The organism is Clostridia bacterium (genome assembly GCA_017438525.1).
Taxonomy (GTDB): domain Bacteria; phylum Bacillota; class Clostridia; order Oscillospirales; family RGIG8002; genus RGIG8002.
In genome coordinates, this window is sequence record JAFRVI010000054.1 from 1 (window position 1) to 15293 (window position 15293).

15 protein-coding genes are annotated in these 15293 nt (G+C 60.2%); all 15 read left to right on the top strand.

Going from position 1 to position 15293, the window contains the following annotated elements; translation table 11 throughout:
* A partial coding sequence (locus IJL83_05375; protein MBQ6553026.1) for a polyprenyl synthetase family protein occupies positions 1 to 563 on the top strand: 563 nt, incomplete at its 5' end.
* 8 nt (positions 564 to 571) lie between these two features.
* Positions 572 to 2413: a 1-deoxy-D-xylulose-5-phosphate synthase gene (locus tag IJL83_05380; protein MBQ6553027.1), complete on the top strand. Its 1842-nt coding sequence runs from the start codon at positions 572 to 574 to the stop codon at positions 2411 to 2413.
* A 4-nt stretch (positions 2414 to 2417) separates the two neighbouring features.
* Positions 2418 to 3221, top strand: coding sequence for an NAD(+)/NADH kinase (locus tag IJL83_05385; protein MBQ6553028.1), 804 nt, complete (start codon positions 2418 to 2420; stop codon positions 3219 to 3221).
* A 19-nt stretch (positions 3222 to 3240) separates the two neighbouring features.
* Positions 3241 to 3693, top strand: a complete 453-nt coding sequence (gene argR / locus IJL83_05390) for an arginine repressor (protein MBQ6553029.1) — start codon at positions 3241 to 3243, stop codon at positions 3691 to 3693.
* 21 nt (positions 3694 to 3714) lie between these two features.
* On the top strand, positions 3715 to 5385 hold the full coding sequence (gene recN, locus IJL83_05395) for a DNA repair protein RecN (GenBank protein MBQ6553030.1): 1671 nt from the start codon (positions 3715 to 3717) through the stop codon (positions 5383 to 5385).
* Between the two features lie 2 nt (positions 5386 to 5387).
* Positions 5388 to 6329 carry a D-2-hydroxyacid dehydrogenase gene (locus IJL83_05400; GenBank protein ID MBQ6553031.1) on the top strand — a complete coding sequence of 314 codons (942 nt, stop codon included), beginning with the start codon at positions 5388 to 5390 and terminating at the stop codon, positions 6327 to 6329.
* A 13-nt stretch (positions 6330 to 6342) separates the two neighbouring features.
* The gene (locus tag IJL83_05405) at positions 6343 to 7344 is read left to right on the top strand and encodes a WYL domain-containing protein (GenBank protein MBQ6553032.1); all 1002 of its coding nucleotides are present in this window, start codon (positions 6343 to 6345) and stop codon (positions 7342 to 7344) included.
* An 82-nt stretch (positions 7345 to 7426) separates the two neighbouring features.
* Entirely contained in the window at positions 7427 to 8668 is a 1242-nt protein-coding gene (locus IJL83_05410; protein MBQ6553033.1) for a hypothetical protein, read from the top strand.
* On the top strand, positions 8668 to 9651 hold the full coding sequence (locus IJL83_05415) for a glycosyltransferase (GenBank protein ID MBQ6553034.1): 984 nt from the start codon (positions 8668 to 8670) through the stop codon (positions 9649 to 9651). Before IJL83_05410 ends, IJL83_05415 begins: the two co-directional genes overlap by 1 nt.
* Complete coding sequence (gene rfbA, locus IJL83_05420) at positions 9648 to 10526, top strand: glucose-1-phosphate thymidylyltransferase RfbA (GenBank protein ID MBQ6553035.1); 879 nt, start codon at positions 9648 to 9650, stop codon at positions 10524 to 10526. The genes IJL83_05415 and rfbA overlap by 4 nt, the downstream gene beginning before the upstream one ends.
* A 16-nt stretch (positions 10527 to 10542) precedes the next feature.
* Entirely contained in the window at positions 10543 to 11109 is a 567-nt protein-coding gene (gene rfbC, locus IJL83_05425) for a dTDP-4-dehydrorhamnose 3,5-epimerase (protein MBQ6553036.1), read from the top strand.
* 28 nt (positions 11110 to 11137) lie between these two features.
* Positions 11138 to 12157 (top strand): dTDP-glucose 4,6-dehydratase, encoded by a 1020-nt coding sequence (rfbB, locus tag IJL83_05430; GenBank protein ID MBQ6553037.1) that lies wholly within the window; start codon positions 11138 to 11140, stop codon positions 12155 to 12157.
* A gap of 13 nt (positions 12158 to 12170) precedes the next feature.
* Entirely contained in the window at positions 12171 to 13052 is an 882-nt protein-coding gene (rfbD, locus tag IJL83_05435; protein ID MBQ6553038.1) for a dTDP-4-dehydrorhamnose reductase, read from the top strand.
* Positions 13036 to 13878 carry a sulfide/dihydroorotate dehydrogenase-like FAD/NAD-binding protein gene (locus IJL83_05440; protein ID MBQ6553039.1) on the top strand — a complete coding sequence of 281 codons (843 nt, stop codon included), beginning with the start codon at positions 13036 to 13038 and terminating at the stop codon, positions 13876 to 13878. Before rfbD ends, IJL83_05440 begins: the two co-directional genes overlap by 17 nt.
* Positions 13878 to 15260 carry an NADPH-dependent glutamate synthase gene (gene gltA / locus IJL83_05445; GenBank protein ID MBQ6553040.1) on the top strand — a complete coding sequence of 461 codons (1383 nt, stop codon included), beginning with the start codon at positions 13878 to 13880 and terminating at the stop codon, positions 15258 to 15260. The genes IJL83_05440 and gltA overlap by 1 nt, the downstream gene beginning before the upstream one ends.
* The last annotated feature ends 33 nt before the right edge of the window (positions 15261 to 15293 follow it).

Sequence of the window (15293 nt, forward strand, 5' to 3'; positions counted from 1 at the left end):
ACGACGACCTGCCGTGCATGGACGACGACGACGAGCGCAGGGGCAGGCCGTCCTGCCACGTCGCCTTCGGAGAGGCGCTCGCGCTTCTCGCCGGAGACGGCCTGCTGACGAAGGCGTTTTCCGTCGCTTCGGAGGGCGGCAGCGCGGAAGCGGTGCGCGTTATCTCCGACTGCGCCTACGAAATGGCGCTCGGGCAGGCGGATGAATTCGTCAACAAAGACGCATCAATTTTGGTTGACAATATACTCGAAATATACGCACGCAAGACGGGCGCACTGCTTGTTGCCGCCGCAGTCTGCGGAGGCATAGCAGCAGGTGCGGACGGCGAAACGCTCGATAAGCTCCGCGCCTTCGCACTCAATCTGGGGCTTGCGTTCCAGCTCCGCGACGACCTTCTCGACGCGGACGGCGAGGAAAGTTTGCTCATCGCCGTCGCGGGAAGAGCCGCCGCGGAAAAGCTCGCCGCAGAATACACTCAAAAAGCCGAAGCCGCGCTCGCGGGCTTCGGGAACAAAGGTTTTCTTCTGACGCTTACCGATAAATTACTTCACAGAAACAGATAGGACGTAAAATGCAGTTTTCGGACATCGCAAAACTGAATATGCCTCAGGCGGTGCGCGATATGAAGCAGGAGGAGCTGACCGCCCTCGCGGACGCGGTGCGCGAAGCGATAATCGCGACCGTTTCCAAAAACGGCGGACACCTCGCGTCGAGTCTCGGCTGCGTGGAGCTGACCGTCGCGCTGCTTAAGGTGCTCGATCTGTCGAAGGACCACGTCGTCTGGGACGTCGGCCACCAGAGCTACGCCTACAAGATCCTTACCGGCAGGGCCGAAAGTTTCGCCACGCTGCGCAAAAAGGACGGACTTTCCGGCTTCCCGAAGCCGCGCGAGAGCGAATACGACGCCTACGCGACCGGACACAGCGGCAGCGGCGTTTCCGCCGCCTTCGGCATGGCGTCCGCCGACGCGCTGAAGGGCAGCGACGCTAAATCCGTCGTCGTCATCGGTGACGCGTCCTTCTCCAACGGAATGGTTTTCGAGGCGCTCAACAGCATCGGCAATTCCAAAAAGAACCTCATAATAATCCTCAACGACAACGGGCGCTCGATAGCGAAAAACCACGGCGCCTTCGCGCGTTATCTGCTCCGCACGCGCACGAGGATGTCGTATTACAACACGAAGAAGCGCGTTGAGCGTTTCTTCAAGGCGCTGGGAATATTCGGCAGGCCGTTTCTGGCGTTCCTCAACTGGATTAAGCGGATGCTCAGGGCGATGCTGCTGCCGAACACCATGTTCGAGAGTCTCGGCGTCGACTACCTCGGCCCGATCGACGGCCACAATATAGAAGACACCGTCGCGGTGCTGAAACGCGCCTACCGGATGAACAAGCCGGTGCTCGTCCACGTCGCGACCGTCAAGGGCAAGGGCTACGAGCCCGCCGCCTCCGAGCCGGAGGGCTTCCATGGCGTCTCCGGCTTCGACGTCGACACCGGCAAGGTAGCCGAGGGGACGGGCGAGACCTTCTCCGCGGCGTTCGGTGACGCGCTGACAGCGTTCGCGGAAGCGGATGACCGCGTCTGCGCCGTTACCGCCGCCATGACCGCGGGAACGGGCCTCAAGCCATTCAAGGAGAAGTTTCCCGACAGGTTCTTCGACGTCGGCATCGCGGAGGAGCACGGCGTTTCCTTCTGCTGCGGGCTCGCCGCACGGGGTATGAAGCCGGTGTTCGCGGTGTATTCGGCGTTCCTGCAGCGCGCCTACGATCAGCTTCTGATAGAGGCCGCGTTCCAGAAGCTGCCGGTAGTATTCGCCGTCGACAGAGCCGGAGTCGTCGGCGAGGACGGCGAAACCCACCAGGGACTTTTTGACGCCGCGTACTTGACCGGTATTCCCGAAATGACCGTCTACGCGCCCGCATTCCGCGACGAACTCGCCGCGATGCTCGGCGAAGCGCTCGCGCTCGACGCGCCCTCCGTCGTCCGCTATCCGCGCGGCGGCGAGGGAACGAAGCCCGCGGGCTATTCCTACGCCGGAGCGCCTTACGAATACTCGGAGCGGGGGAGCGTGCTCGCCGTGACCTACGGACGTATTTACTCCGAGCTGCGCGCCGCGATTGACTTTGAGAATCTGCCCGTCTCGACGCTGAAGCTCAACAGGATCAAGCCGCTCGAGCTTCCCGACGGGATAGCGAAATATGACAGGATAGTATTTTTTGAAGAGGGCATAAAGACCGGCGGCGTCGCCGAACAGATGCTGGCGAAGCTGTCCGCGGCGGGCTGGAACGGAGAGTTCGTCATCCGCGCCGTCGATGACAGATTCGTTCCTCATTCCACCGTGAAAGAAGCGCTCGCCGCGCTCGGCCTCGACAGAGCCGGTATAGCGGCTTCGCTGAAGGAGATCATAGGCGGGTGATATTATGAAAGCATTAATAGTATGCAACAATAACGAGCGCAGCCGTCTTGCCGCGAACCGCGCGCGGGAGCTGCTTCTCGCGTCCGGTGACGAGGCCGTCGTGACGGAAGAGGGGCTGCGCGAAGACGCCGACCTCTGTGTTGTCGTCGGCGGCGACGGAGCGGTGCTCCACGCCGGCAAGGAGGCCGCGCTGCGCGGGATTCCCGTGCTCGCGCTGAACACCGGCAGAGTGGGCTTCCTCACCGCGCCGGAAGCGCCCGCCGTGTTCAGCGTCGGAGGTCTGCTTGAAAGCGCGCGCAGGGAGAAGCGTATGCTGCTGGAAGTGAAATTGACCGGCACCGACGGAAGCGAGCTGAGCTCCGGCTATGCGCTGAACGAAGCTGTCATATCGCGCGGCGGCATTTCCCGCATAATCGATATAGCCATTGCTGTCGACGGCAGCGAAATATACACCGTGCGCGGCGACGGAGTCATAATCTCCACGCCCACCGGCTCGACCGCGTATTCGATGTCCGCGGGCGGCCCGATAGTCGCGCCGGAGGTATCGTCGATGATCGTCACGCCCGTCTGCCCCTACACGCTGGCGGCGCGCGCGGTCGTTCTGCCGGATACGGCTGAGGTTTCGGCGAAGGTTTTCGGCCTCGACGAGCGGGAGGCGATGCTGACCGTAGACGGCGGCGCGCCGGTTTCGCTCCGCGAGGGAGAATGCGTCGTGCTTCGCCGCTCGGATAAGTTTCTTGAGCTGCTGACGCCGGACGGGGCGTCCTTCTACGAAAAGATAAAAACAAAACTATTCGGTATAGATTGACCGGAAGAGAGGTAAGCTTATGAAGCCCACCAGACACGTCAAGATACTCGAAATAATCGAAAGCCGCACTATCAGCACTCAGCAGGAGCTCCGCAGGGCGCTGCTCGACGAGGGCTACAACGTCACGCAGGCGACGGTCTCGCGCGACATCAACGATCTGAACCTCGTCAAAGTCCGCACGCCGTCCGGCAAATACGCCTACGGCGTTTCCGGCAGGGAGGACGCGCTCGGCAATCCCGAGAAGTTCTCCAAGCTCTTCAACGAGGCGATGATAAAGGCGGATATCGCGCAGAACATAGTCGTCATCAAGAGCTATCCCGGCATGGCGAACGCCCTCTGCTCACTCATCGACGCGATGAAGAACCCCGACATCGTCGGCACCATCGCGGGCGACGACACGATCTTCGTCGTGCTCCGCACCAACGAGCGCGCGGAGCTGCTGCGTATGGATCTGGAAGAAATGATATCCTGACACGCGGAAAGGAGGGAGCATATGCTTTCTTCGCTTCACATAGAGAATATCGCCGTGATACGCTCCGCCGACGTGGAATTTTCCGCCGGCTTCAACGTGCTGACCGGCGAGACCGGCGCGGGCAAATCCATCCTCGTCGATTCGATAAACCTCATCCTCGGCGGCAGGGCGGCGCGTGACATGATCCGCTCCGGCGAGGCGAAGGCGTCCGTTTCCGCCGTCTTCACCGACGTTGACGAAGCGACGCTGCGCTTCCTCGCGGAAGCGGGCATCTACGCGGAGGACGGCGCGGTGCTCTTCCGCCGCGACGTTACCGCGGACGGCAAAAGCTACTGCCGCATAAACGATAAGCCCGTCGTCGCCGCGACGCTACGCGGCTGCGCCGCCGCGCTCGTGGACATCCACGGCCAGCACGACAGCCGCCTGCTCATGCTGCCGGAGCGGCACATGGACTACATAGACGCTATCGGCGACTGCGCGCACGAGCTTGAGAGCTACGGCGAAAAATACGCCGAATACACTGCGCTGACCGACAAGATAGACGACCTGCGCCGCAAATCCGCGGACAGGGAGAAGCGGCTTGAACTGCTTTCCTTCCAGTGCGATGAGATCGCCGCGGCGAATATCCGCGTCGGCGAAGAGGACGAACTGAACGAGCGCAAGGCGCTGATACTCAACCGTCAGCGCATTGTTTCCGCGCTCTCCGAAGCGCGCGAAAAGCTCAGCGACGGCGAGGAATTCAACGCCGTTGACGCGGTCTACCTTTCGCGCCGCCTGCTCGACGGCGTTTCATCCGTTTCGTCCGAGCTCGCTGAGACCGCCGCGAAGCTTGAGGAGGTCTACTTCTCGCTGCGCGACGCCGCAGACAGAGTCGCCGCCTTCCTCGACTCAATGGACGGTGGCGAGAACATCGACGAGGTCGAGGAGCGCCTCGACGTCATCTACAAAATGAAGCACAAATACGGCGGAAGCGAAGCCGCAGTGCTGGAATACTACCAAAAAATCAGCGAGGAATTGGGGCTCATCAGCGATTACGAAGGCGCGCTGAATAAGCTCGAAGCGGAGCGCGAAGCCGTCTTCGCGGAGCTGAAGACACGCGCCGCCGCGCTTTCGGAAAAGCGGCGCGCCGCCGCCGCGAAATTCGAGCGCGAGGTGCTCGCGCAGCTTAAGTTCCTCGATATGCCGAACGTCGTCTTCAACGCGAAGCTGACGGAGTGTGATTACTTCTCCGGCGGCGCCGAGACCTGCGAATTCCTCATCAGCGTCAACCCGGGCGAGCCGCCGAAGCCGATAATCCGCATCGCGTCGGGCGGCGAGCTTTCGCGCATAATGCTCGCGATCAAGACCGCCCTCGCCGAGAAGGACGACGTTGCCACCATAATCTTCGACGAGATCGACACGGGCATCAGCGGCAGGGCTGCGGACAAAATAGCGTTAAAGATGAAGGAGGTCAGCCGCGACCGCCAGGTCTTCGCGGTAACGCACCTGGCGCAGATCGCCGCCTACGCCGACCGCCATCTTCTGATAGAGAAAAACGTCGTCGGCGGCAGTACCTTCACATCCGTCAAAGAGCTCGACGAAGCCGGCAGGGTGGAGGAGCTCGCCCGCATCATAGGCGGAAGCAGGATAACCGACGTCACCAGAGAGAGCGCAGCGGAGATGCTTTCGCAGGCGCGCGCGGAAGGAGCGTAAAAATGAAAACGGTAGTGCTTGACGGATACTCCGCCAACCCCGGCGATCTTTCGTGGGAATGGCTCGCGAAATACGGCGAATACGAGGTCTACGACTACAGCAAGCGCGAGGAGATACTCCCGCGCAGCGAAGGCGCGGACGCGCTCATCATAAACAAAACCGTGCTCGACGCTGATACACTCCGCGGGCTGAAAACGGTGAAATACGTCGGCCTGCTCAGCACCGGCACGAACGCCGTCGACCTGGAGGCCGCGCACGCGCTCGGCATAACTGTCGCGAACGTGCCCGCCTACAGCACGATGTCAGTCGCGCAGCACATATTTGCGCTGATCCTTTCGCTGACCGACGGCGTCGCGGAGCACAACGCCGCCGTAAAAGCGGGGAAGTGGACCGCGAGCCCGCAGTTCTGCTTTTACGAAACGCCGCTCCACGAGCTCGCCGGCAAGACCTTCGGCGTCGTCGGCATGGGCAGCATCGGCGCTGCGGTGTCGAAGATCGCCGACGCCTTCGGTATGCGCGTTATCTACACGAGCCGCACGAAGAAGGACTGCCCGTATGAGTTCGTTTCGCGCGACGAGCTTCCGGCGAGGTCGGATTTCATCGCCTTCTGCTGTCCGCTGAACGCGGAAACGGCAAACTACGTCTGCGACGATTTCATAGCGAAATGCAAGCCCGGCTGCGTGATCATAAACACCTCGCGCGGCGGAGTCGTCGACGAGGAGGCGCTCGCGCGCGGGCTCGACAGCGGCAGGATATCCCACGCGCTGCTCGACGTTATGAGGCGGGAGCCGCCGTTCGGAGGCAGTCCGCTGCTGAACCGCGCAGACTGCACGATTACGCCCCACACCGCGTGGGGAACCTACGAGGCGCGCGTGCGCCTGATGGAAAAGGTCGAGGAGAACCTCCGCAGCTTCCTTGAGGGGAGCCCGATAAACGCGGTCTGAAAGGAGCGTTCCGATGCCGAAGAACCCGTACCAGAAGCTGAAGCTGCTTTATATAAAAGACTACCTCGAGCGCTATTCGGATGAGGAGCATCCCGTCAGCGTTCATGAGTTGATACAGTATCTTGACAAAAACGGCGTTTCCGCCGAGCGCAAAAGCATATACGATGATATCGAATGCTTGCGCGACTTCGGTATGGATATTGTCAACGTTAAAGGTAAACAATCCGGTTATTACCTCGTATCGCGCGACTTTGACCTGCCGGAGTTGAAACTGCTCGTCGACGCGGTCGCGGCGGCGAAATTCCTGACGGAGAAAAAGTCGCAGGGCATCATCAAAAAGATCGCGTCACTCGCGGGCGAATACCGCGCGGGTGAGCTGAAACGCGTCGTCTACGTCCCGAACCGCGTCCGCGCGCACAACGAACGCATATTCTACAACGTCGACGCGATCCACTCCGCGATCTCCGCGGGGAAGACAATAACCTTCCGCTACACCGAGTGGAAGCTCGACTTCGGCGGCACGAGCCGCGTCAAGCGCACATTCCGCCGGAACGGCAAAAACTATGAGATAACCCCCTGTGAACGGGTGTGGGACGACGAGTACTACTACCTGATCGGTTACGACGCCGCCGAGGATATAATAAAGAACTTCCGCGTCGACAAGATGGAGCAGCCGCGCGTTTCCGACAGGCCCGCCGACAAGTCCGACAAGATTGCGAAGTTCGACGTCGCCAAGTATATGGAGAGTACCTTCCGTATGTTCAACGGCCCGGAGGAAGACGTCGCGCTGCTGTTTGACAACTCACTCATAGGCCTCGTCGTCGACCGCTTCGGCGAGAACTGCCGCGTGTCGAAGCACGACGAAAACAGCTTCGAGCTGCGCGTCAGAGCGAAGATCAGCCCGCAGTTTTTCGCCTTCCTTTTCGGCTGCGGCAGCATGGTAAGGGTGCTCGCGCCCGAGTCGCTGAAAAGGGAGTACGCGGAAAAGATCAAGGAGGTTGCCGACCTGTACTGACGGCGCGTTTTTCCGTCGTTTGCCGCTGTTGCTATTGAAACAACGGTCGACCGGTGTTATAATATTCTGATAAGGAGAAACAATGAGCGTGATTCCGAAAAAGCTGACGGCGTTACTTGTCGCGGCCCTGATGCTCGTCGCCGCGACGGGCTGTTCCTTCGTGAACAGGGGCGTTGTTTTCCTGCGCCGCGTTACCACTCCGCAGAGCGAAGCGGTGATTGACGTTTCGGGTACGCGCAAGTTTTATTACGATCAGCTTACCGAGGAGGAGAAGCTGAATTACCGGCTGCTGCTCGCCGCATATCAGCGTATGGACGAAGAGGTCACCGGCCTGACGCTCCCTGTCAAGGATATGATCCGCATAAACAAGCTGATGCTGCTGGACTGTCCGGAGCTGTTCTGGGTGGCGAACTCGGGTGTTTACTATGACGAGAACCTCATCCCGCTGCTCTATATGGGCGGCAGGTACACACCGCGCTACCGCTACACACGCGAGCAGGTCACGAAGCTGACGGCGCAGATAGACGCCGTCTGCACCGCTTTCGCGGAGGAGTACGGGGACAGAAGCGACTACGAGAAGGCGCTCGCGGCATACGAATACATAATAGATACCACCGAATACGACAACGAGACCGCGGAGGTTATCATTGAACGCAAGGACTACGATCCGCTTACAGACGACAGTCAGTGCATCGTCAGCGTTTTCGTCAATCACGAATCGGTCTGCGCCGGATATTCGGCGGCGTATCAGTACCTGCTGCGCAGGGTGGGGGTATTCGCGACTTCAATTATCGGCACCGTGACGAACGCCGAAACGGGGCAGAAATACAACCACGAATGGAGCGCGCTTCAGCTCGACGGCGAATGGTATTACACCGATATAACGTGGGGCGAGCCGGAGGCGGAGGAACGCCTCGCGGAATACAGCTACTTCTGCGTGACGAGCGAGGAGATGACCGCGTCCCATAAGCCGAACGACTGGGCGGAATACCCGGAGAGCGAAGCGGTCGCCTGCAATTATTTCTACCGCAACGGCGGCTATTACGCCGAGCTCGATATACCCGGGATAGGCGCGGAAATAGTCGCTGCCGTCAGGGACCGCCGCGACTTCCTCGCGCTCAAATTCGCCGGCAAACGCGACTACGCGGCGGTGAAGGAATACCTGCAGTACGCGACGGGCAAAGCGGTGAACATTTCGCGCTATCTGCGCTACGCCGCGGCGAAATACGAGTATATGCAGTTGGATAAAACAACTTTCAGCGCGCTGGACGATCTGAAGATCATAAGACTGCATTTTACATACGATAACGGAGAAGAAACGTAATGGAAAAGGTCGACGTATTACTTGCGACTTACAACGGAGAACGGTTTTTAAGGCCGCTGCTTGACAGCGTCCTCGGCCAGTCGCACTCCGATATATCGCTGATAGTCAGCGACGACGCCTCCTCGGACGGCACGAGGGAGATCCTGCGCGAATACGCGCGCAACGACCGCCGCGTGAAACTCTTCGAGCAGCCGCACAACCTCGGCTTCGTCCGCAACTTCGAGTTCCTGCTGACGCAGAGCGACGCGCCCTACGTCGCGTTCGCCGATCAGGACGACGTCTGGGCGCCCGGTAAACTCGAGATAATGCTCTCGGTGCTTAAAACGTCCGGCAAAAGTCTTGCCTACACCGATATGCGCCGCATAGACGCGGAGGGTAAGGTGATTTCGGAGAGCTGGTTCAGGGAAAAAAGCTACCCGAAGCTTTCCGGCACAGCGATAAAGGCGTGCGCCGTCCGCCACTTCTGCGCGGGCTGCTCGCAGCTTTTCACCGCGTCAGTCAGGCGCAAGATGCTGCCCTTCAAGAGCGACGTTTTCGCTCACGACTGGGTGAGCGTCTTCTGCGCCGCGGAGCTGATGGGCATCATCTATATGCCCGCCGCGCTGACGAACTACCGCGCCCACGAGGGCAATGTTTACGGCACTGTTACCGACTACGCCGGCAACGTCATAAGGCAGAGCCGCGGGGACGCTTCTTACGCGGGCTACCTTGAATACAGGCGCGCGCTCATCGAGCAGAACCACCTGCGCGGAGCGCGTATGTGCCGCGGCTACTCCGCGCTCGGCGGCGGGCTCGACGCTTCGATCGCGTATCTCGAAAGATGCAAGCAGGTCAAGCGCTTTTCGCCGCTGCTGCACAAATACTTCATGAATATGAAGCCGGGCGGACTCGGCAGGCGCATGTTCTACGAGCTGCTCTACCTGCATTTCCCGTTTTTACATTTCCTGGCATACAAAAGAATTCTGAAAAGGAGCGCACAATGAAAGGAATTATTCTTGCCGGCGGCAGCGGCACGCGTCTTTACCCGATAACGATGGTGACGAGCAAGCAGCTCTTGCCCGTATATGACAAGCCGATGGTATTCTATCCGCTGTCGACGCTGATGCTCGCGGGGATAAGGGATATCCTCATCATCTCCACCCCCACCGACCTGCCGAATTATCAGAAGCTTTTCGGCGACGGCGGCAGCTACGGCGTGCGCCTGAGCTACAAGGAGCAGCCCTCGCCGGACGGACTCGCCCAGGCGTTCATTCTCGGCAGGGAGTTCATCGGCGGCGACACCTGCGCGATGATACTCGGCGACAACATCTTCTACGGCAACGGCCTTGCGGAGCTGCTGAAAAAGGCGGCTTCGCGCACCGAAGGCGCGACCATCTTCGGATACTACGTCGAGGATCCGGAACGCTTCGGAGTCGCCGGCTTCGACGAGAACGGCAAGGTCGTTTCGCTCGTCGAGAAGCCGAAGGACCCGCCCTCGAACTACGCGGTCACGGGGCTTTACTTCTACGACAACAAGGTCGCGGAATACGCCTCTTCGCTGAAGCCCAGCGCCAGAGGCGAGCTTGAGATCACCGACCTCAACCGCATATACCTCGAAAAGGGCAACCTCAACGTCGAGCTGCTCGGCCGCGGCTACGCGTGGCTGGATACCGGCACCGTCGACTCGCTGCTCGAGGCGTCCTCCTACGTTTCCGTCATCGAGAACCGACAGGGCACTAAGATCGCCGCCCTCGAGGAGATCGCCTACAACAACGGCTGGATCGACGTCGAAACGCTGAAGGAAGCGGCCCGCAAATACGGCAAATCCCCCTACGGCAAGCATCTTATGAACGTCGCCGAGGGCAAGATAAAAGACTGAAGGAGAACCGTTGTTAATGGAAATAATCAAAACGGAACTTGAAGGCGTGCTCATCATCGAGCCCAAAGTGTTCGGCGACAACCGCGGCTGGTTCACCGAGACCTACTCGAAAAAGGTTTTGCAAGAAGCGGGTATAGATGTCGAATTCGTGCAGGATAACCACTCCTACTCCGCGCAGAAAGGAACGCTCCGCGGCCTGCACTTTCAGATGAACCCCATGGCGCAGACGAAGCTCGTCCGCTGCACGCGCGGCAGGATAATCGACGTCGCCGTCGACTTCCGCAAGGGCTCGCCGAACTATAAGAAGTACGTCGGCGTCGAGCTTTCAGAGGAGAACAAGCGCCAGCTGCTTCTGCCGAAGGGCTTCGGCCACGCGTTCCTGACGCTGACCGACGACGTCGAGGTGCAGTACAAGGTGGACGCGTACTACGCGCCCGACTGCGACCGCTCCGTCAAATTCGACGACCCCGACATCGGCATCAACTGGCGGCAGTGGGTTGACGGCGACCCGGTAATTTCGGAAAAAGACAGAAAAGCGCCGCTGCTCAAAGACAGCGACTGCAACTTCATTTATAACAAATAAAACCGCTGAGGCGGGGAATGGAGACGTTATGAAGATTCTCGTCACCGGAGGAGCCGGCTTTATCGGCTCGAATTTTATCTACTACATGCTCAGGGAGCACCCGGACTACAATATAGTCTGCATCGACAAGCTGACCTACGCCGGCAACCTCGAAACGCTCGAGGAGGCGCTGAAAAACCCGAACTTCTCCTTCGTAAAGGCGGACATCGCCGACCGCAAAGCCGTCTATGAGCTTTTCGAAAAGGAAAGCTTCGATATCGTCGTCAACTTCGCGGCGGAGTCGCACGTCGACCGCTCGATCGAAACGCCGGAGCTTTTCCTCGCGACCAATGTCATGGGCACGCAGGTGCTGCTGGACGCCTCCCGCAAATACGGCGTCAAGCGCTATCACCAGGTATCCACCGACGAGGTCTACGGCGACCTGCCGCTCGACAGGAAGGACCTCTTTTTCACCGAGACGACGCCGATCCACACCTCCAGCCCGTACTCCGCGTCAAAGGCGGCTGCGGACCTGCTCGTGCTGGCGTACCACCGCACCTACAAGCTGCCGGTGACGATCTCGCGCTGCTCGAACAACTACGGCCCCTATCACTTCCCGGAGAAGCTCATACCGCTGATAATCTCCCGCGCGCTCGCCGACGAGCCGCTGCCGATCTACGGCAAGGGCGAGAACGTCCGCGACTGGCTCTTCGTCGAGGATCACTGCTCCGCGATCGACCTTATCATACATAAGGGCAGAGTGGGCGAGGTCTATAACATCGGCGGCCACAACGAAAAGACCAACCTCGAGGTCGTCAAGGAGATACTCAAACAGCTCGGCAAGCCGGAGTCGCTGATAACCTACGTCACCGACCGTCCCGGCCACGATATGCGCTACGCGATCGACCCGACGAAGATAGTCGACGAGCTCGGCTGGAAGCCCGCCCACGACTTCGAGAGCGGCATAAAATACACCGTGCAGTGGTATCTCGACAACCGCAAGTGGTGGGAGAACATCATCAACGGCGAATACAAGAATTATTACGAAAAGATGTACTCCGGCAGATAAGGAAGCGATATAAATGAAAGTATTGGTCACGGGCGTCAAGGGCCAGCTCGGCTACGACGTCGTCAAGGAGCTTGAAAAGCGCGGCGTAGAAGCCAAAGGCGTCGACATCGAGGATTTCGACCTCACGAACGCGGCTCAGGTAATGGATTACGTCACCGCCTGCGCGCCGGACGCGGTCGTGCACTGCGCCGCCTTCACCGCCGTCGATAAGGCGGAGGAGGCGACGGAGCTCTGCTTCGCCGTCAACGCCGAAGGCACCGGCAATATCGCGAAGGCGTGCAAATCCGTCGGCGCAAAGCTGATCTACATCAGCACCGACTACGTTTACGACGGGCAGGGGAGCGAACCCTTCGCGCCCGACAGCCCGAAAGCGCCGATAAACAAATACGGCGAGAGCAAATACCTCGGCGAACTCCGCGCTGCCGAGCAGACGGATAAGCTCTTCATCGTACGCATCTCGTGGGTGTTCGGCGTCAACGGCGGCAACTTCGTCCGCACGATGCTGAAGCTCGGCGAAACGCGGGGGGAACTGACCGTCGTCGACGACCAGATCGGCTCGCCGACCTACACCGCCGACCTCGCCGTGCTGCTCGCGGATATGGTGCAGACGGAGAAATACGGCGTCTACTGCGCCACTAACGAGGGGTACTGCAGCTGGGCTGAGTTCGCGCAGGCGATCTTTGACGCCGCGGGCGCGGACGTGAAGGTCCTTCCGATCAGCACGGAGGAATACCTGCAAATGCGCCCGCAGGCAGCGAAACGGCCGAAAAATTCGCGTATGTCAAAGCAGGCGCTTGACGACGCCGGCTTCAAGCGACTCCCGCCGTGGCAGGATGCGCTCGTGAGATATATTGATACTATTCTGGGGGAATACGGCTATGCACAAAATCGTTAAAAAACAACGGCTGAACGAAAACACGGTGCTGATGGAGATAGAAGCGCCGCTCGTCGCCGCTAAGGTTAAGGCGGGGCAGTTCATCATGCTCCGCATCGACGAGCACGGTGAGAGGATACCCCTCACCGTCGCCGACCACGACGCCGTAAGGCAGACGGTCTCGATCATATTCCAGGAGGTCGGCGCCACGACGATGCGCCTCGGCGAAATGAACGAGGGCGATTGCCTCCGCGACGTCGTCGGCCCGCTCGGCAGACCGTCCGAGCTGGAGGGCATAAAGCGCGCCGCCGTCATCGGCGGCGGACTCGGATGCGCGATCGCGTATCCGCAGGCGAAGGCGCTTCACGAAATGGGCGCGAAGGTGGACATCATCGCGGGCTTCCGCAACGTCGGCATCGTCATCCTCGAGGACGAGATGCGCGCCGTATGCGATAACCTCTACATAACCACCGACGACGGCTCCAACGGCAACAAGGGCTTCGTCACCGACGAGCTGAAAAAGCACATCGAGGAGGGCGCGGACTACGACGCCGTCATCGCCATCGGCCCGCTGCCGATGATGAAGTTCGTATCGAAGCTTACGAAGGAGTACGGCATAAAGACCATCGTCAGCATGAACACCGTAATGATCGACGGCACGGGGATGTGCGGCGGCTGCCGCGTCACCGTCGGCGGCGAAGTGAAGTTCGCCTGCGTCGACGGCCCCGACTTCGACGGACACCTTGTCGACTTCGACGAGGCGATGAGGAGAAACGGCTTCTACAAGGCGGAGGAAAAGGCCGCGGTCGAAGCGCATAAGTGCCGTCTCGGCATGGGAGGCAAATAATGGCAAACATGACACCCAACAAATGCCCGATGCCCGTTCAGGACCCGGACGTCAGAAACAAAAACTTCGAAGAGGTCGCCCTCGGCTACACCATGGAAATGGCGATGGGCGAGGCGGAACGCTGCCTCAACTGCAAAAACAGCCCCTGCGTCAGCGGCTGCCCCGTCGGCGTGCGCATCCCCGACTTCATCTCGCTTATCAAGGCGGGGGATATCGAGGGCGCTTACGCGAAGATAAAGGAAACGAACGCGCTGCCCGCCGTCTGCGGCAGAGTCTGCCCGCAGGAGAACCAGTGCGAGAGCAAGTGCGTGCGCGGCATAAAGACCGAGCCGGTCGGCATCGGTCGGCTTGAACGCTTCGCCGCCGACTACTGCTTCGGCAAGGGAGACGCCGGCGAAAAAGCCGCCCCCAACGGCAAGAAGGTCGCCGTCGTAGGCGCCGGCCCCGCGGGTCTTACCTGCGCGGGCGCGCTCGCGAAGCTCGGTTACTCGGTCACTATCTTTGAGGCGTCTCACGTTGCCGGCGGCGTGCTCGTCTACGGCATCCCGCAGTTCCGTCTGCCCAAGGAGATCGTCAAGGCGGAGATCGACGCGCTTGAGGCCTCCGGCGTGGAGATCAAGCTCAACGCCGTCGTCGGCAGAGCCGTCACGATCGACGAGCTGCTCGGCGGCGAATACTCCGCCGTCTTCGTCGGCACCGGCGCTGGACTCCCGAAGTTCATGGGCATCGAGGGCGAGGCGCTCAACGGCGTCTATTCCGCCAATGAATACCTGACTCGCATCAACCTGATGAAAGCGTACAAGGACGAATACGACACGCCAATCAAGCGCGGCGGCAGCGTCGCCGTCGTCGGCGGAGGCAACGTCGCGATGGACGCCGCCCGCTGTGCGCTACGCATGGGCAGCGATCACGTCTATATCATCTACCGCAGGAGCGAGGCGGAAATGCCCGCCCGCGTCGAAGAGGTCCACCACGCCAAGGAGGAGGGCGTCGACTTTAAGATGCTGACCAACCCCGTCCGCGTGCTCGACGACGGGAACGGCTGCGTCAGCGGCATCGAGTGCGTCGAGATGGAGCTCGGCGAGCCGGACGAAAGCGGCCGCCGCAGTCCGGTCGAGAAGCAGGGCAGCAACTTCGTCATTCCTGTCAACGCCGTGATAATGGCGCTCGGCACGACGCCGAACCCGCTCATCAGAAGCACGACCGCGGGACTTGATACCAACCGCCGCGGCTGCATAATCGTCAACGAAGAGACGATGGAATCGAGCAAGCCGAACGTCTACGCCGGCGGCGACGCCGTCACCGGCGCGGCTACGGTCATCCTCGCGATGGGCGCGGGCAAAAAAGCCGCCGCCGCCATCCACGAGAAGCTTAGCAAATAATAAAAGGCGTAATAATAACGGCGCGTTTCGCTT